15 protein-coding genes are annotated in these 15,842 nt (G+C 73.7%); 12 read left to right on the top strand and 3 right to left on the bottom strand.

Translation table 11 applies throughout. The features are described 5' to 3' along the window. Positions 1 to 59: 59 nt before the first annotated feature. Complete coding sequence (locus tag AACH11_RS13375; protein ID WP_341374739.1) at positions 60 to 1,886, top strand: tannase/feruloyl esterase family alpha/beta hydrolase; 1,827 nt, start codon at positions 60 to 62, stop codon at positions 1,884 to 1,886. A 99-nt stretch (positions 1,887 to 1,985) separates the two neighbouring features. Here the strand turns inward: AACH11_RS13375 and AACH11_RS13380 are convergent, their stop codons facing one another. Continuing rightward, on the bottom strand, positions 1,986 to 2,816 hold the full coding sequence (locus AACH11_RS13380) for a helix-turn-helix transcriptional regulator (protein ID WP_341374740.1): 831 nt from the start codon (positions 2,814 to 2,816) through the stop codon (positions 1,986 to 1,988). Between the two features lie 281 nt (positions 2,817 to 3,097). On the opposite strand from AACH11_RS13380, the gene AACH11_RS13385 reads away from it, so the two are divergent. The 3 genes from AACH11_RS13385 (at position 3,098) to AACH11_RS13395 (ending at position 6,098) form a co-directional block, all read left to right on the top strand. After that, the gene (locus AACH11_RS13385; protein WP_341374741.1) at positions 3,098 to 3,589 is read left to right on the top strand and encodes a DUF3237 domain-containing protein; all 492 of its coding nucleotides are present in this window, start codon (positions 3,098 to 3,100) and stop codon (positions 3,587 to 3,589) included. A 490-nt stretch (positions 3,590 to 4,079) separates the two neighbouring features. Next, positions 4,080 to 5,045 (top strand): alpha/beta hydrolase family protein, encoded by a 966-nt coding sequence (locus AACH11_RS13390; protein WP_341374742.1) that lies wholly within the window; start codon positions 4,080 to 4,082, stop codon positions 5,043 to 5,045. Between the two features lie 117 nt (positions 5,046 to 5,162). After that, positions 5,163 to 6,098 (top strand): LysR family transcriptional regulator, encoded by a 936-nt coding sequence (locus AACH11_RS13395; protein ID WP_341374743.1) that lies wholly within the window; start codon positions 5,163 to 5,165, stop codon positions 6,096 to 6,098. A gap of 61 nt (positions 6,099 to 6,159) precedes the next feature. Here AACH11_RS13395 and AACH11_RS13400 read toward each other — a convergent pair whose 3' ends face one another. Continuing rightward, positions 6,160 to 7,179 (bottom strand): LacI family DNA-binding transcriptional regulator, encoded by a 1,020-nt coding sequence (locus AACH11_RS13400; RefSeq protein WP_341374744.1) that lies wholly within the window; start codon positions 7,177 to 7,179, stop codon positions 6,160 to 6,162. A 219-nt stretch (positions 7,180 to 7,398) separates the two neighbouring features. On the opposite strand from AACH11_RS13400, the gene AACH11_RS13405 reads away from it, so the two are divergent. Beyond that, complete coding sequence (locus AACH11_RS13405; RefSeq protein WP_341374745.1) at positions 7,399 to 8,592, top strand: phytanoyl-CoA dioxygenase family protein; 1,194 nt, start codon at positions 7,399 to 7,401, stop codon at positions 8,590 to 8,592. Between the two features lie 9 nt (positions 8,593 to 8,601). Here the strand turns inward: AACH11_RS13405 and AACH11_RS13410 are convergent, their stop codons facing one another. After that, positions 8,602 to 9,636 (bottom strand): DMT family transporter, encoded by a 1,035-nt coding sequence (locus AACH11_RS13410; protein WP_341374746.1) that lies wholly within the window; start codon positions 9,634 to 9,636, stop codon positions 8,602 to 8,604. 15 nt (positions 9,637 to 9,651) lie between these two features. On the opposite strand from AACH11_RS13410, the gene AACH11_RS13415 reads away from it, so the two are divergent. The 7 genes from AACH11_RS13415 to AACH11_RS13445 all read left to right on the top strand — a co-directional run. Next, positions 9,652 to 10,233 (top strand): helix-turn-helix domain-containing protein, encoded by a 582-nt coding sequence (locus AACH11_RS13415; protein ID WP_341374747.1) that lies wholly within the window; start codon positions 9,652 to 9,654, stop codon positions 10,231 to 10,233. A gap of 171 nt (positions 10,234 to 10,404) precedes the next feature. Next, positions 10,405 to 11,337: an amidohydrolase family protein gene (locus tag AACH11_RS13420; RefSeq protein ID WP_341374748.1), complete on the top strand. Its 933-nt coding sequence runs from the start codon at positions 10,405 to 10,407 to the stop codon at positions 11,335 to 11,337. Between the two features lie 61 nt (positions 11,338 to 11,398). Continuing rightward, positions 11,399 to 11,821: a cupin domain-containing protein gene (locus AACH11_RS13425; protein ID WP_341374749.1), complete on the top strand. Its 423-nt coding sequence runs from the start codon at positions 11,399 to 11,401 to the stop codon at positions 11,819 to 11,821. A gap of 157 nt (positions 11,822 to 11,978) precedes the next feature. Beyond that, positions 11,979 to 13,058, top strand: a complete 1,080-nt coding sequence (locus AACH11_RS13430) for a Bug family tripartite tricarboxylate transporter substrate binding protein (protein WP_341374750.1) — start codon at positions 11,979 to 11,981, stop codon at positions 13,056 to 13,058. 66 nt (positions 13,059 to 13,124) lie between these two features. Beyond that, on the top strand, positions 13,125 to 14,195 hold the full coding sequence (locus AACH11_RS13435) for an isocitrate/isopropylmalate dehydrogenase family protein (RefSeq protein WP_341374751.1): 1,071 nt from the start codon (positions 13,125 to 13,127) through the stop codon (positions 14,193 to 14,195). An 86-nt stretch (positions 14,196 to 14,281) separates the two neighbouring features. After that, positions 14,282 to 15,235, top strand: coding sequence for a GntR family transcriptional regulator (locus AACH11_RS13440; RefSeq protein ID WP_341374752.1), 954 nt, complete (start codon positions 14,282 to 14,284; stop codon positions 15,233 to 15,235). Positions 15,236 to 15,306: 71 nt separating this feature from the next. Next, on the top strand, positions 15,307 to 15,842 hold a 536-nt coding region (locus AACH11_RS13445; protein ID WP_341374753.1), incomplete at its 3' end, for an aldehyde dehydrogenase family protein.

A 15,842-nucleotide genomic window follows, 5' to 3' on the forward strand; every position in this document is an offset into this window, starting at 1 on the left:
CGGTCGCTAGAGTCCGCAACCGACGGGGGGCCCGCCACACCCCCGACCGGAGACCGACGATGCCCCAGACCCTGCCACTGCCCCGGCCCCTGCCCGTGCCCGAGACACGCGCCCCGCGGCCTGATGCCACCGACCGTCGGTGCGCATCGGCGCCACGGCCGAGCTGGACGCACCGCATCGCGCGGCCCGCGGCGCTGGCGTCCCTGACCACGCTGACGTCCTTCAGCGCACTGTCGACGCTGGCGGGCCCCGCCGTGGCGGCGGACAGCCCGGCGAACGCGACGGCCACCGCGGCAGCGCCGCCGTCGCGGGTCTCGACCGCGTCGCCCCCCTCGCCCGCCGAGCTGTGCGCGGCGGCCGGCCGGCTGGCCCTGCCCGGCCTGAGCCTGCAGACCGAGGCCATCCGCGGCGACACGGTGCGGGCCCCGGGCACGCCCAACGGGCCCTGGCTGGTCGCGCACTGCCGGCTCAGCGGCCGCCTGGCCGAGCGCACCGGCCAGGACGGCAAGCCCTACCACATCGGCTTCGAGCTGCGCCTGCCCGCGGCCTGGAACGGCCGCCTGCTCTACCAGGGCGGCGGCGGCAACGACGGCGTGGTGCGCCCGGCCATCGGGCCGCAGGCCACGGCCGACCAGCCGGCCCTCAACCGCGGCTACGCGGTGGTGACCACCGATGCCGGCCACCAGACCCCCACCGGCGATTTCGGCTTCGATCCGCAGGCCCGGCTGGACAACGCCTACGTCGCCCACGACCGCGTGGCCACCACCGCCAAGACCCTGCTGCAGGCGATCTACGGCCGGGGGCCGCAGCGCGCCTATTTCATCGGCTGCTCGGGCGGCGGACGCCAGGGCATGATGTTCAGCCAGCGCTTTCCGCAGCACTTCGACGGTGTGCTGGCGATGGCCCCGGCCATGCGCGTGGCCCAGGGCGCGACGATCGCCGCCGCCTGGGACGTGCAGGCCCTGGCCGCGATCGCCCCGCGCGCGGCCGACGGCCGGCCGATCCTGGCCCGGGCACTGAGCGACGCGGACCTCGGCCTGCTGCGCGAGCGCATCCTGGCGCGCTGCGATGCCGACGACGGGCTGGCCGACGGCCTGGTCTCGCATCCGGCGGCCTGCCGCTTCGACGTGCGCACGCTGCAGTGCGCGGACGGTGCGGACGGCACGGCCGCGCAGGCCGGCCGTTGTCTGGCCGCACCGCAGGTGCAGGCCCTGCAGCGCATGTTCGCCGGCCCGCACGACGGCGCCGGCCGCGCGCTCTACACCTCCTGGCCCTGGGATCCGGGCCTCGGCCATCCGGCCAACGACTGGCGGGCCTGGAAGCTGGGCACCAGCACGACGGCTGAACCCAACGCCCGGCATGTGGTGCTGATGCAGGACGCCCTGCAGGGCTACTTCGTCACCCCGCCCGACCGCGGCCTGAGCATCTTCGGCTTCGACTTCGACCGCGATCCGGCGCGCATGGCCGCCTATGCCTGGGTCTTCAACACGGCCGACGACGTGGCGCTCGACGGCTTCCGCGCGCGCCAGGGCAAGCTGCTGCTGATGCACGGCATGGCCGACGCCATCTTCTCGCCACACGAGTCCGTCGATTACCTGCAGCGGCTGCAGGCCCGCCACGGTCCGGCACAGGCCGCTGACTTCGCGCGTCTGTTCCTGGTGCCCGGCATGGGCCACTGCCAGGGCGGCGCGGCCACCGACCGCTTCGACGGCCTGGGCGCGCTGGAGGCCTGGGTCGAGCGCGGGCAGGCACCGCAGCGCATCACCGCCCACGGCAGCAGCGTGTACCCGGGCCGCAGCCGGCCGCTGTGCGCCTGGCCGCAGCATGCGCAATACGACGGCCAGGGCGATCCCGAACAGGCGGCCAGCTTCCGCTGCGCGCCCTGAGGCCCCGGGGCCCGACCGCCGACGCATCCACCGCACCCGCCGCCGCAGACGACGCATCCGATGCGCCCGCCCCACCGCCTGCCGCCGCGTGCCGCGCCCTCAGTGCGCGGCCCGATCCACGCGCGGCGCCACCGCGATCGGCATGTCGGCCGGCCCATCGGCCCCATCGGAGCGCGCATGGCCGAAGCGCGCGAACAGCTCGCTGCGGAAGTGCAGACCCAGGCGGGCGAAGGCCCGCGCGCGGTAGGTCTTGACCGTGGCCAGCGACAGGCCGAGGTCGGCCGCCACGCCGTCGTGGCTCCAGCCCCGCAGCAGACGCTCGCAGACGTCGAGCTCGCGCACGGTCAGGCCCGGCGCGGCCGCCTGCAGCGCCTGCCGCCGTGCCTGGGCCGACGCGGCGGGCGTCTCCCGCTGCCAGTCCACCTGGCGCCGCACCGCGTGATAGAGCAGCGGCGCCAGGGCCTGGAAGCGCTGACGCTCGGCTTCGCTGAACGGCCCCTGGTCCTCGTGGTGGTAGACGTTGACGGCCAGCAGCGTGCCGCGCGCGTCGAGCGCCGCCACCGACATCCGCTCCAGCACCTGATGGGCGCGGTAGATCGCCTCACGGTGGTCGCGGTTGGGCGCGGCATCGGCATGCATGGCCATCACCCGCGGGCCGTCCGCGGCGGCCGCGCGCACCGGATCGAAGCTGCTGTCGCGCAGGTAGAGCCCGCGCGCATAGGCGTCGAAGCAGGCGCGGGTCAGGTCCGGGCCCTGCCCGGTCGCCGACAGGTGCAGCTGCGGCGGGCCACCCCGCCGCAGCGCATAGACCGACCACGACGCGGCCTGCACCGCCGGCTGCAGCGCGGCCAGCGCGCGCGCCGCGAAATCGGGCCGGCCGATCGCCGCGATCACGCCACCCAGACTCTCGATCTCAGGGTCCGTCCACATGGCCCGGCCGCTCCTGCTGCATCGGCCCGCGCCATCGACCCGGCCCGCCCACCGGACCCGGCTGCCGCCGACCGGCCGCCGGCACTGCCGCGGCCGCTGGCGATGATGCCCGCGCAGCCCCCGCCACCGACAGCGGTGCAACCCCGAGACCGCCGCTGACGCCGCCACACCCCGACGCCGCCCCGGCCCCGGCCCCACACCGGCCTCAGTCCCTCCTGCCACCCCCGCCCCACCACGGCCCGCGCCCCTGCTCGCCGAACGCCCAGCCGCCCCCCGACGCCATGACCGCCCCACCCCGCCTCGACGCTTCGTTCTCCCCGCCGCCCGGCCTGCACCCCTTCACCCGCATCCACTGCGAGGTCGGCGCCGTGCACAGCCTGGGCGCGGCCCCACTGGGCGAACGCCGCTACGTGCCGCTGCAGGGCGGCCGCGTGCTGGGCCCGGAACTGAACGGACGCATCGTCGACGGCGGCGTCGACTGGCAGATCGCCCGCGCCGACGGCGTGCTGGAGATCGACGCCCACTACGTGATCGAGGCCGAGGACGGCGCCCGCATCGAGGTGCGCAGCCAGGGCCTGCGCTGCGGCCCGCCCGAGGTCATGGACCGCCTGGCCCGCGGCGAGGACGTGCCCGCCGACGCCTACTACTTCCGCACCGCCGTGCGCCTGACCACCGGCGCCCCGGCCTGGGCGCACCTCAACCGCCTGCTGGTGCTGGCCAGCGGACGGCGGCAGGCGCGCAGCGTGTGGCTGGAGTTGTGGCGGGTGGGGTGACGCAGAGGGTGGCGCGGTGACGCCCGCGCCACCCGCACCCGTGATTCAGCGCCCGTGACCGCGGCCCGGCCCGCCGGACCAGCCCGGCCCGCCATGGCCGCCCCCGTGGCCCCCGCCATGCCCACCCCCCGGTCCCCAGAACGGCAGCGCGCAGCAGCCCGACAGGGCGGCCACGGCCACCAGCACGACGGCCAGACGGATACGGGATCGGATCGTTCTCACTGCAGGTCTCCTGCCGGCACCGTGCCGGCAGGGTCTACAACGCCGGCAGGCCCGCACGGGGTTGACGGCGGCGCGTTGCTGCGCGGTAAAGCCCGGCGGCACGGATGCCTCCCCCCGCGCGGGCCGTCCGTTATCGGCCGATCATGTTTTGTGAATGGCCGGTGAAGGCCCTGCTGCCTAGCATCGATCTGTCCTCACGCCCTGCCTGACAGGGCGCCGAATGAGGTCCGAACCAGTTCGTACAACGATCGATCCACTGGAGACACGCATGCACCGCTACCGCATTCCCCTGGCGCTGACCACCCTGGCCACCGCCGCCGCCCTGACCCTGAGCGCCTGCGGCGGCAGCGACAGCTCGCTGCTGCCCTCGGCCACGGCCGCTGACGCCACGCCGGCGATGAACCGCTTCCTGCCGGTGGTGCGCGAGGCGGCCCCCGGCCTGCCCGGCTACACCGTCTATCGGCCGGTGGACCTGGCCGCCGTCGGCGGCACCGTGCCGGTGCTGCTGTGGGGCAACGGCGCCTGCAAGACCAGCAACCACCAGTACTGGGATGTGTTGGGGGCGATCGCCGCGCGTGGCTTCGTCGTCGTCGCCTACGGCGCAGCCGACCAGGTGGTCATCAAGGAGACCAACACCGTCACCCCCGCACGCATGCAGGCCTCGCTGGACTGGGTCAAGAACCAGGCCACCAGCCATGCGGGGTACGCCCAGCTGGACACCGGCAAGATCGGCGTGTTCGGCACGTCCTGCGGCGGCCTCGAAGCCCTGCTGGCCGGGGCCGACAGCCGGGTCAAGGCCGTGGGCGCGCTGAACACCGGCTTCTTCGCCGCAGGCAGCGCCGGGAGCACCAGCACCGGCGGCTACACCGTCGCCAATGTGCTCGACCTGAAGGCGCCGACCCTCTTCGTCGGTGGTGGCCCGTCGGACGTGGCCTACGCCCAGACACACAGCAACTACGACGCGGCCACGGTGCCCGTGGTGCTGGCCGAGAACCCGGCGGGCGGCCATTCCGGTCTCTGGGCCGGCCTGCGCTACACCTTCGCCGCGGTGGGAGACACCACGGCCACCGGCTCGACCGTGGACTACACGATCACCACCCAGGCCATCGAGACCGTCGTGCGCTGGTTCGACTACACGCTCAACGGGGTCACCGCACAGGGCGACCATCTGCTGGGCACGAACTGCGGCCTGTGCCAGGTGAGCGGCTGGACCGTGCAGAGCCGGAATTTCTGAAGGGACGGCCCACCGGGGTCCATGGGCCGGGCGTGAATGCACTGAAAATGAACCATTCAGTACACACGACCATCGCCTTGCACCATGCAGGTTCAAGGCGGTCGGCCGCCCCCTTGCATGCCCGGATCCGGACCCAATCGCCGCTACGAGTTCCTTCGCGTCCGGGACTTCCTGCTGCTGGACGCGATCGCCGAACACGGATCGCTGCGTCAGGTGGCGGCCGCCATGCACGTCACACAGCCCGCACTGACCCAGGTGCTGAAGACGCTGGAGGACGTGTTCGGCACCCGGCTGGTGGACCGCCTGCCGCACGGCCTGGTGCTGACCGCCGAAGGTCAGGCGGCCCTGACGCGGCTGCGATCAGCACATGGCGAGATCCTCGGCGCCCTGCAGGCCGTCAGAGCGAAGGCCGTGGCACCGGTCCGCCTGGGCGTGCTGCCCAGCACCGGCGCCACGGTGCTGCCTGACCTTCTGCTGGCGCTGCGCACCCGACGGCCGGATCTGCCGGTCGTGGTCACCGAGGCTGCGGCCCCCGTGTTGTGGGCCCAGGTGCAATCCGGTGCGCTGGACGCGGTGTTGACGCGTTATCCGATGCCCACAGCGGACCAGGGCCACGCCGACGGCCTGGTGCACGGAGTCGTCGCACGGACGCACTTCGCGCTGTATGCGCCAGCGGATCTGGCCATCGATCCGCAGGACTGGGCCACGCTCCAGCGCCTGCCATGGCTGATGCCCTCCGAACCGTCGTGGATCCGGCAGCGCTGGGCCGCACACTTCGCCGACGCCGGCCTGGGCGCGCCCGTGCCGGCGGTGGTCTCGGACGCCATGCACACCAATCTGGGCCTGGCCGCCAGATGCCGCCTGCTGACCGTGCTGCCCGTCCGCCATGACGCGGCACCCGCGGCAGCCGGCTTGCGACAGGTCGCCAGTCCCTGGCCCGATGCGGCGATTCCGATCGTGCTGGCGCACCGGCGCCTGTCGGAGGCCGTGCCGGCCGTGACCGACGTGGTGGAGGCGGCACGGACCCTGGAGACGGCCGGCGCGCCCTGCTGAGCACGGACGGCGGCCGCCCGGCAGGTCCCGCCGATGGGCGCGGAACGCGGGTCCGGCCGGCTCACGGCAGATTGCACGGCGTGATCACCTGCACCGGCGACAGCCCCGGCACCGCCTCGGCCAGGGTGATGCCGTGGGCCGCCATCAGCAGCAGGCAGGCACGGCGCATGTCCAGGCGCAGGTCGTGGTGGAGCACGGCGTCGATGCGGCGCTCGCGCAGCAGCTGCAGGTTGTCGCGGTCCAGATCGTGGCCGATGAAGGCGCGGCAGCGGCGACCGGCGCGCGCGAAGGCGTCCAGGATGGCCGCGTTCGCGCCGCCGGCCGAATAGACGGCGACCAGCTCCGGATGCGCGGCCAGATGCCGCTCGACCAGGCGCGCGGTGCGCTCGGACACGCCGCGGCCTTCGCTGACCTCGACCTGGCGGATGCGCGGCGCATCGCGCTGCAGCGCACGCCGGAACGCGATCAGCCGCGCCTCCTCGCCGCGGAAGCGCACGCTGCTGGCCGACACCAGCACGGCCGCGCGCCGCAGCGGCGCCAGCCAGCGGCCGAGCAGCCAGGCGGCGGTCTCGCCGGCGGCCTCGTTGTCCAGCCCGGCATAGCCGATGCGGCGCGAGCCACTCAGGTCGGTCACCAGGGTCACGGTGGGGATGCCGGCGGTGGCCAGACGATCGACCGCGGCCACCACCTCGGGCACGTCCGGCGCCTTCAGCAGCACGCCGTGGCTGCCGCGGCGCTCGATGCGCGCCAGCGCCTCGACCAGGCCCTGCGGCGACCACACCTCCTGCGATTCGCAGCGCGCGCGCAGCAGCACCGGACGCAGTGCGGCCATCTCGCGGTCCAGCGCGTCACGCACTTCGGCGGCGAAGCGCTGGGGCGTCTCCATCACGACGTCGAGCATCAGCTTGCGGCCGACGGCACCGATCTGGCCGCGCTGGCGCTGCAGCGCCGCGATCGCGTCGTGCACGCGGCGGGCCATGTGCTCGCGCACATGGAGGCGGCCGTTGAGCACGCGGTCGACGGTGGCGGTGCTGACACCGGCCTGCTCGGCGATGTCCTTGACGAGGAAGGGGCGGGACATGGGGGCGGTAGGGGCTGAAGTCGAGCGGCAGGACAGACAGCCGGACGGGTGGGCGGTGATGGCTGACGAGCGTCGTCCGTGCCGGTCAGTGCAGGCCGTCGGTCCGGCAACGCCGATCACACCGCACCGCTTGATGGATTCTTGATGGATCGCGGCCGCCGCGCCATCGGGCCCGCTGCCTATCCTGCGAGACATCCCCACCCCGCCATCCGCACCGCCATGCGCCGTCCCGCACCGCCTGCCCTGTTCCCCGCCGCCCCCGCCTTCCTGGATGCGGCCGCACTCGATGTCCGCGATCTGGAGGACCTGCTGGACGCCGCCGCCGACGGCCCCTGCCCGCCGCTGGCCAGCGCGCTGCGCGAGGGCGTGCCGGTCTACGACTGCGTCGGCCTGCAGGACGCGCTGCAGGCCCCGCACACCCTGCGCGCCCTGATGGACGAGTGGCACACGGTGCTGGCCGACGGCGCCGGCGTGCTGGTGCTGGCCGGCGCCTGGGCCGATGCGGCGCTGGTGGACGACGTCACACAGGCCTTCCAGCGGATGCTGCAGCGCGAGGCCGGCACCCGCGTGGCCGCCGACCACTTCGCCCGCGCCGGACGCAACGGCCGGGTCTGGAACGCGCTGCAGAAGCTCTGCCTGGACGATCCGCTGCTGTTCGCCCGCTACTACGCCAACCCCTGGCTGGCCCCCATCTGCACCGCCTGGCTGGGCCCGGCCTGGCAGGCCACCTCACAGGTCAACTGCGTCTACCCGGGCGGCGCCGCGCAGGATCCGCACCGCGACTACCACCTGGGCTTCGTCACCACCGCCGAGGCCGCCCGCTGGCCCCGCTCGGCCCACCGCCTGTCGCCGTGGCTGACGCTGCAGGGCGCGGTCGCCCATGTCGACATGCCGCTGGACAGCGGGCCGACGCTGCTGCTGCCGCATTCCCAGCGTTATGAGCCCGGCTATCTCGTGCGCACCCTGCCGGACTTCGACGCCTGCTTCGCCCGCCGCTGCGTGCAGCTGCCGCTGCAGAAAGGCGACGCCGTGTTCTTCAACCCCGCGCTGATGCACGCCGCCGGCCACAACCGCTCGACCGACATCGACCGCATGGCCAACCTGCTGCAGGTGTCCTCGGCCTTCGGCCGCGCGATGGAATCGGTGGACCGCCAGGCCATGTCGCTGGCGCTGCACCCGGCCCTGTGCGCGGCGCTGGACGACGGCCGGCTCACCCCCGAGGACGCCGACCGCGCGATCGCCGCCTGCGCCGAAGGCTATGCCTTCCCGACCAACCTGGACCTGGATCCCCCGGTGGGCGGCCTGGCCCCGGCCAGCCCGCAGGCGGTGCTGCGCCAGGCGGTGGCCGAGCGCTGGGCGCCGCCCCGGCTGGCGGACCGGTTGCGGACGATGGCGGCAGCGCGGCAGGCGTGAGGACGGACATCAAGGTCCGACCCGTGAATCGCGCTCGGCCACCGTCACGGGTGCGGCCGGCAACCCGAGCCCGTCGACGTCCGGCGCCTGCGTCTCCGCCCGGCTGCTGACCAGCACCCCCGCCACGATCAGACCACCACCGCCGATCGCCCCGGCACCCAGCCGCTCACCGGCCAGCCAGCCGATCAGCCCGGCCCACACCGGCTCGGCCGCGTACAGCACGGTGGCGCGCGCGGGTGCTACCCACTGCTGGGCCCAGTTCATCGTCCACTGGATCAGGGCGCTGGCCAGGCCCAGGCCGACGGCGGCCGACAGCCACAGGGGCGACGGCGCCGCCCAGCGCTCGCCGGCCAGCGGCATGGCCAGCAACGACAGCAGGCCGGCACTGGCCAGCTGCAGCACCGTCATCCGGCGCAGGTCGACACGGCCGGCCCAGAAGCCGATGACCAGCACCTCCAGCGCGATGGCCAGGGCGCTGGCCAGGGTCATCAGCTCGCCCGCGCCGGTGGCCTGCCAGGAGGCGCCCGGACCGGCCACCAGCAGCAGGCCGACGAAGGCCAACGCACAACCTGCGGTGACCGGCCAGGACGGCCAGCGCCGCCAGACCAGGCCCTGCAACAGCGGCACCAGCGGCACGTAGGCCGCGGTGATGAAGGCCGAGGTGCTGCTGTCGATGTGCCTCAGGCCGGCCGTCTGCAGGCCGTAGCCGAGGGCGATCAGGGCGCCCACCGACACGCCGGCCAGCAGCTCCTGCCGGGTCGTCGCGCGCCAGCGCGGGCGCAGCACCAGCGTGACCGCGGCCGCCGCGCACAGAAAGCGCAGGCCGACGAAGGACAGCGCACCGGCCTCGCGCATCGCGACGTGGACGATGAGGAAGGTGAAGCCCCAGATCATCGTGACGCCGACCAGCGCCAGCTCCGGGCCACGGCCACGCACCACCGGCGCGAGGGTGGCGCGCAGCGCCGGCCACCGGGTGGACAGGCCCAGGCGGCGGCAGGCCACGGCCCATGAGGAGGACGCGATGGAAGACAATGTGTGCAACATACTGCCCACCATCATATGCGCAACAAACTGCACATCGCCAGCGCCGAGGGCGAAGACCGCCCTGCGGTGCTGGGTTTCGTCGGCCGCAACCTGCGGCAGTTCCGGGCGCAGGCCGGCCTGAGCCAGCTGGCGCTGGCCGGCGCCTCGGGGCTGAGCCGGCGCATGATCGTGGCGCTGGAGGCCGGCGACACCAATGTCAGCCTGTCCAGCCTGGACCGCCTGGCCGAGGCGCTGGGCATCACCTTCGTCGATCTGGTGCGCGATCCCGATGCCCACCCGCTGGACCTGCGCACGCTGGCCTGGCAGGGCCGCAGCCCGGATAGCCGGGCCACGCTGCTGGCCAGCGTGCCGGCGCAGCGCGAATCCCAGCTGTGGCACTGGACGCTGGCCCCGGGCGAGCGCTACACCGCCGAGCCCGATCCCCAGGGCTGGCACGAGATGCTGCACATCAGCCACGGCCGCCTGACGCTGCACCTGCCCGACGGTGTGCGGCACATCCCGGCGGGCGGCCACGCGGCCTACAGCAGCGCCCAGGCCTATGCCTATGCCAACGACACGGATGAGGTGACGCACTTCATCCGCGTGGTGGTGTCCTGAGGCAGGCCCTGCGCGGCCGAGGAGGCCGCCGCTGACGCGCGGGGCCGTGCGGGATCCGGGCCGCCGCGGTCGGCCCTGCCCGACGGGCAGGGCCAGACACCCGACAGGTGCCAGGGCCTTGTTGATTTCTGGTCTTTTGGTTTTTTTTGGTTGTGATGTACCATTTGCATCATGACTTCGAACCACGGGACCGATGCCGCCGACCGGCCGGATGCCTTGCCGGCCGGCAGCGTGGACTGCCATGTCCACGTCTTCGATCCGCAGCGCCATCCGTTTGCGGCCGGACGCAGCTATACGCCAGCCCCTGCCCTCGCCAACGACCTGCGGGCGGTGCAGGACGCACTGGGCATCAGCCGCACGGTGGTGGTCCAGGCCAGTGTCCAGGGCACGCGGACCGCGGCGCTGTGCGATGCGCTGGCCGCGCTGGGGCCCGAGCGTGCCCGCGGCGTCGCCGTGGTCGATCACGACGATTCAGGACCATCCAAGCTGGACCAGTTGCAGGCCTGCGGTGTGCGCGGCCTGCGCCTGAACCTGGCCGTCACCGGCCAGACCGATGTCACGGCCATCGATCGTGCCCTGCGCGCCCAGGCCGCGCTGGCCGACCGGCCGGGCTGGCATCTGCAACTGCATCTGGACAGCGTGCTGCTGCCCTGGCTGGCCGAGACCCTGCCGCACCTGCCCGGTCGGCTGGTGCTGGACCATTTCGGCGGCCTGCATGCGGATGCGCGGCGCGACCCGCCCGCCGCGGCCGACGCGCTGCACCGCCTGCTCGACAGCGGCCGCGTGCACCTCAAGCTGTCGGCCTTCTACCGGGCGAGCGCGGCCGCACCCGACCATGCCGATCTGGATGCGCTGGCCACCACGCTGCTGCAGCGCCACCCGCAGCGCCTGGTCTGGGGCTCGGACTGGCCGCACACCGGCGGCGGCCACGGCCCGCGCGATCCGGCCGCCATCGAGCCCTTCCGCACGGTCGATCTGCCGGCCTCGCTGCGGGCCCTGCGGCGCTGGTGCGGCGATGCCGCCACGCTGCGGCAGGTGCTGGTCGACAACCCGCAGGCGCTCTACGGCTTCGAGGCCGTGGCGGGTGCGCGCACCGCGCCCTGATCTCACCGCCCCGCCCCACCTCACCCCGGCCACCCACGCCCGACCCCGCCCCGGAGCCCCGATGTCCACCACCGCCCACGCCCCCAGCGCCACCGTGCTGCGCCCGTCCGACCTGCCCTGCCACGACCGGGGCGGCGGTGCCGCCACCACGCCGCTGGTCGGACCGGCCATCGGCGCGCAAGGCTTCATCACCGGCATCACGTCCTTCTGCCCCGGGGCCGCCATCCCCTTCCACAGCCACAACTGCGAGGAAAGCGTGATGCTGCTCGAAGGCGAGGCGATGCTGGATGTGGACGGCCGCGCGCCGGTGCGCCTGCAGCCGCTGGACACCACCTGGCTGCCGCCGGGCCTGTCGCACCGCTTCCGCAACCTGTCGGACCACGCGCCGATGAAGATCCTGTGGATCTACGCGCGCACCGATGCCACGCGCACCCTGACCGACAGCGGCGAGACCCGCCCGATCACCGCCGAGCACCCGCGCTGAGGCCCGCCGGCCGGCGCCCACCAGCCGCAGGCCCACCGAACCGCACCCGCCCTCCGATCCCGATCCGGCAGGCCCCGAATGGCCTCCGGAGGGCGGAGCACATCCCGGACGGCCTCGCGTCAAGGCCCTGTGATGACGCATTACCTCAGGAGACAACATGGCACATCCATCATGCGGTGACATCAGCGCAGACCGCGAAGCCACCGGCCACGACCGACACCGTCCGCGCGACCCTGTCGCCTCCGCACGGACCCCCACGCTGACCGCCGCACGGGCCGCCGCATGGGCTGCCGCCGGCCTCGCGGCAGCCATCCTGGCACCGGCCAACGCCCAGGCCCAGGCCTTCCCGGCCAAGCCCGTCACCGTCATCGTGCCCTTCGCAGCCGGCGGCGGCAGCGACAACATCGCCCGCCTGATCACGAACCGGCTGGCCGAGCGCACCGGCAAGACCTTCATCGTCGACAACCGGGGCGGCGCCGGCACCAACATCGGCAACGAGGCCGCCGCCCGGGCCGCGGCCGACGGCCACACCGTGCTGCTGGCGCAGTTCACGCTGGCGGCCAACCCGCACCTGTACCCGACGCTGCGCTACCGCCCCGAGAAGGACTTCATCCCCGTCGTCCACATCGCCAACGCGCCCACGGTGCTGGTGGTGGCCGCCGGCTCGCCGATCAGCAGCGTGGCCTCGCTGGCCGCGCAGGCCAGGGCCAAGGCCGGCAAGCTGAACTTCGGCTCCGGCGGGGCGGGCACCTCGGTGCATCTGGCCGGCGAGCTGTTCCAGCAGCAGACCGGCACGGACCTGCAGCACATCCCCTACAAGGGCAGCTCACCGGCCATGGCCGATCTGATCGGCGGCCAGATCGAGATGATCTTCGACACCTCGACCTCGGCCCTGCCCCACATCCAGGGCGGCAAGGTGCGCGCGGTGGGCATCGCCGGGCCGCAGCGGCTCAAGGTGCTGCCGACCGTGCCCACCTTCGCCGAGCAGGGCCACAAGGATTTCGACGTGCCGGCCTGGTACGGCCTGGTGGCCCCCGCCGGCACGCCGCCGGCCGCCGTGCAGTGGCTCAACACCGAGGTCAACGCGATCCTGAAGGAGCCCGCGATGCAGTCCCGGCTCGACGCCATCGGCGCCGTGGCCGTCGGCGGTGCACCGGCCGCCTTCGGCGACTTCATGCAGGCGCAGTCCACCCGTTGGGCCAAGGTCATCAGGACCGCCCACATCACGCTGGAGTGAGCCGCCTGCGCGCCTCACCCCCTGGTTTCTCCGTTCATCCGCTTCCCTTCCCTCGAAAGCCCCGCCATGAAGCTCCTCGTCCTGCCCGGTGACGGCATCGGTCCCGAGATCGTCGCCGCCGCCCTCGTCGTGCTGAAGGCCGCCGACACCCGCCACGGCCTCGGCCTGTCCTTCCATCATGAGGAGGTCGGCTTCACCAGCCTGGCCCGGCACGGCACCACGCTGCGCGAGGACGTGCTGCAGGGCGCCCGCGCCTACGACGGCGTGATCCTGGGCACCCAGTCCCATGCCGACTACCCGGCGCCCGAGCAGGGCGGCCGCAACATCTCGGCCGCCTTCCGGGTCGGTCTGGACCTGTATGCCAACGTGCGGCCTGCGCGCACCCGGTCCTTCCTGGAGTCGAACCTGAAGCCGGGCAAGAGCATGGATCTGATCATCATGCGCGAGGCCACCGAGGGCTTCTACCCCGACCGCAACATGGCCCGTGGCTGGGGCGAGGTGATGCCCAGCCCCGACATGGCGCTGTCCACCCGCAAGATCACCCGCCACTGCAGCGAGCGCATCGCCCGCCGCGCCTGCGAGTGGGCGGCCAAGCGCCGCGGCAAGGTCACCGTCATCCACAAGGCCAACAGCTTCCACATGACCGACGGGCTGTTCCTGGAATCGGCCCGCAAGGTGGCGCGCGAGGAGTTCCCGCAGATCCAGCTCGACGACCTGCTGGTGGACGCCAGCACGGCCTGGCTGGTGCGCCACCCCGAGCGCTTCGACGTGCTGGTGGCCGAGAACTTCTATGGCGACATCCTGTCGGACCTGGCCAGCGAACTGAGCGGCAGCCTGGGCCTGGCCGGCTCGGTGATGGCCGGCGACACGCTGTGCTGCGCGCAGGCCCAGCACGGCTCGGCCCCTGACATCGAGGGCCAGGACAAGGCCAACCCGGTGTCGATGATCCTGTCGGTGGCCATGCTGCTGCAGTGGCTGGGCGAGCACCGCGCCAGCGCCGCCTGCACCGCGGCCGGCGACGCGATCAGCGCCGCCGTCGACCAGGTGCTGGAGAACCCCGCCACCCGCACCGCCGACCTCGGCGGCACGCTGGGCTGCGCGGCCTTCGCCCAGGCCGTGGCCCACGCCCTGGCCTGAGCCGGCGGCGCGCGCCACCCACCGCCGCGCGGCAGGGCAGCCAGGCACCCGATCGGAGCAGGCCCGTGGACCGGACAATCGGCGCCATGACCCGCGCCCTTTCCGAACAGCTCGCGGCGGCGATCGCCGCCTGGATCGTCGACGATGCCGTGCCGGCCGGCACCCGGCTGCCCGAGCGGCAGCTGGGCGAACGCTTCAAGGTCTCGCGCTCCCCGGTGCGCGAGGCATTGCTGCTGCTGGCCGCCCGACAGCTGATCACCGCCCGCACGGAAGGCGGCTACGTGGTCGCCGAACGGCCGGACGACGGCCCGGCGCCCGCCGCCACCCCACGGCTGGAGACCGCCGAGGACGAGCCGGCCTACCTGCGCATCGCCGAGGACCACCTCGACGGCCACCTGCCCGAACGCACGACCGAGAACGAGCTGATGCGCCGCTACGGCCTGACGCGCGTGCAGCTCGGCGCGGTGCTGCGGCGCATCGTGCAGGAGGGCTGGATCGAGCGCCTGCCCGGCCACGGCTGGCAGTTCCTGCCGGTGCTGACCTCGGGCGCGGCCTATGACCAGGGTTATCGCCTGCGCATCCTGCTGGAGCCGGCCACCCTGCAGGAGCCGGGCTGGCAGATCGACGAGGCCGCGCTGCGCCGGGCCCGCGCCGAGCAGCAGGCGCTGGTCGACGGTGCGGTGGCGTGGGCCTCGCCGGCCCAGCTGTTCGATGCCAACGCCCGCCTGCACGAGCTGATCAGCGGCTTCTCCGGCAATCTGTTCATGGTCGATGCGCTCAAGCGCGTCAACCGCCTGCGCCGGCTGATGGAGTACCGCAAGGTGGTCGACCGCGACGGCACGCTGCGCCGCTGCAAGGAGCACCTGACCCTGATCGACCTGCTGCTGGCCGGCCAGCGCGAGGCCGCCGCCGACTTCCTGCGCCTGCACCTGCGCGACGCCGCGCGCGAGAAGGCCGGCGATGCCCGCCGCCGGCCGGCCACACCGGCCACCCCGACCCCGCCGACGTCGGCCCCCGCGGCCACGCCCGGCACCGACTGACCGCGCACCCCCGACACGCGGACGCGACGACGCGTCGGTGTCCCGGGTGCGCCCTTGAACCGAGAGCCCCCATGGACACCGAGATCATCACCCTCGACCCGGCCACCGGCGCCGAGATCGCCCGCCATCCGGCCTTCACGCCGGCCCAGGTCGAGGCCGGCCTGGCCACCGCCCACGCCGCCGCCCTCGCCTGGGGCCGCCAGCCGCTGTCGGTGCGCCTGGCCGGCGTGCGCCGCCTCGCGCAGGCCCTGCGCGCCGAGGCCCGCCCGCTGGCCGCCCTCATCACCCGCGAGATGGGCAAGCCGCTGGCCGAGTCCCTCGGCGAGGTCGAGAAGTCCGCCACCACCGCGCTGTACTACGTCGAGCAGGCCGAGCGCCTGCTGGCCGACGAGCCGGTGGCCATCGACGGCGTCGAGGCCTGGGTCGCCTGGGAGCCGATGGGCCTCATCCTGGCCGTCATGCCCTGGAACTTCCCCGTCTGGCAGGTGATGCGCTGCGCGCTGCCCACGCTGGCCGCCGGCAACGGCCTGCTGCTCAAGCATGCGCCCAACGTCACCGGTTGTGCGCTGGCCCTGCAGCGCCTGGCCACCGAGGCCGGCCTGCCCGC

The organism is Pseudaquabacterium rugosum, from assembly GCF_038066575.1.
GTDB classification, from domain to species: Bacteria; Pseudomonadota; Gammaproteobacteria; order Burkholderiales; family Burkholderiaceae_C; genus Pseudaquabacterium; species Pseudaquabacterium rugosum.

Coding starts and splice junctions, on each gene's coding strand:
- AACH11_RS13375 (WP_341374739.1), top strand. CDS start 60: ATGCCCCAGACCCTGCCACTGCCCCGGCCCCTGCCCGTGCCCGAGACA.
- AACH11_RS13380 (WP_341374740.1), bottom strand. CDS start 2,816: ATGTGGACGGACCCTGAGATCGAGAGTCTGGGTGGCGTGATCGCGGCG.
- AACH11_RS13385 (WP_341374741.1), top strand. CDS start 3,098: ATGACCGCCCCACCCCGCCTCGACGCTTCGTTCTCCCCGCCGCCCGGC.
- AACH11_RS13390 (WP_341374742.1), top strand. CDS start 4,080: ATGCACCGCTACCGCATTCCCCTGGCGCTGACCACCCTGGCCACCGCC.
- AACH11_RS13395 (WP_341374743.1), top strand. CDS start 5,163: ATGCCCGGATCCGGACCCAATCGCCGCTACGAGTTCCTTCGCGTCCGG.
- AACH11_RS13400 (WP_341374744.1), bottom strand. CDS start 7,179: ATGTCCCGCCCCTTCCTCGTCAAGGACATCGCCGAGCAGGCCGGTGTC.
- AACH11_RS13405 (WP_341374745.1), top strand. CDS start 7,399: ATGCGCCGTCCCGCACCGCCTGCCCTGTTCCCCGCCGCCCCCGCCTTC.
- AACH11_RS13410 (WP_341374746.1), bottom strand. CDS start 9,636: ATGTTGCACACATTGTCTTCCATCGCGTCCTCCTCATGGGCCGTGGCC.
- AACH11_RS13415 (WP_341374747.1), top strand. CDS start 9,652: ATGCGCAACAAACTGCACATCGCCAGCGCCGAGGGCGAAGACCGCCCT.
- AACH11_RS13420 (WP_341374748.1), top strand. CDS start 10,405: ATGACTTCGAACCACGGGACCGATGCCGCCGACCGGCCGGATGCCTTG.
- AACH11_RS13425 (WP_341374749.1), top strand. CDS start 11,399: ATGTCCACCACCGCCCACGCCCCCAGCGCCACCGTGCTGCGCCCGTCC.
- AACH11_RS13430 (WP_341374750.1), top strand. CDS start 11,979: ATGGCACATCCATCATGCGGTGACATCAGCGCAGACCGCGAAGCCACC.
- AACH11_RS13435 (WP_341374751.1), top strand. CDS start 13,125: ATGAAGCTCCTCGTCCTGCCCGGTGACGGCATCGGTCCCGAGATCGTC.
- AACH11_RS13440 (WP_341374752.1), top strand. CDS start 14,282: ATGACCCGCGCCCTTTCCGAACAGCTCGCGGCGGCGATCGCCGCCTGG.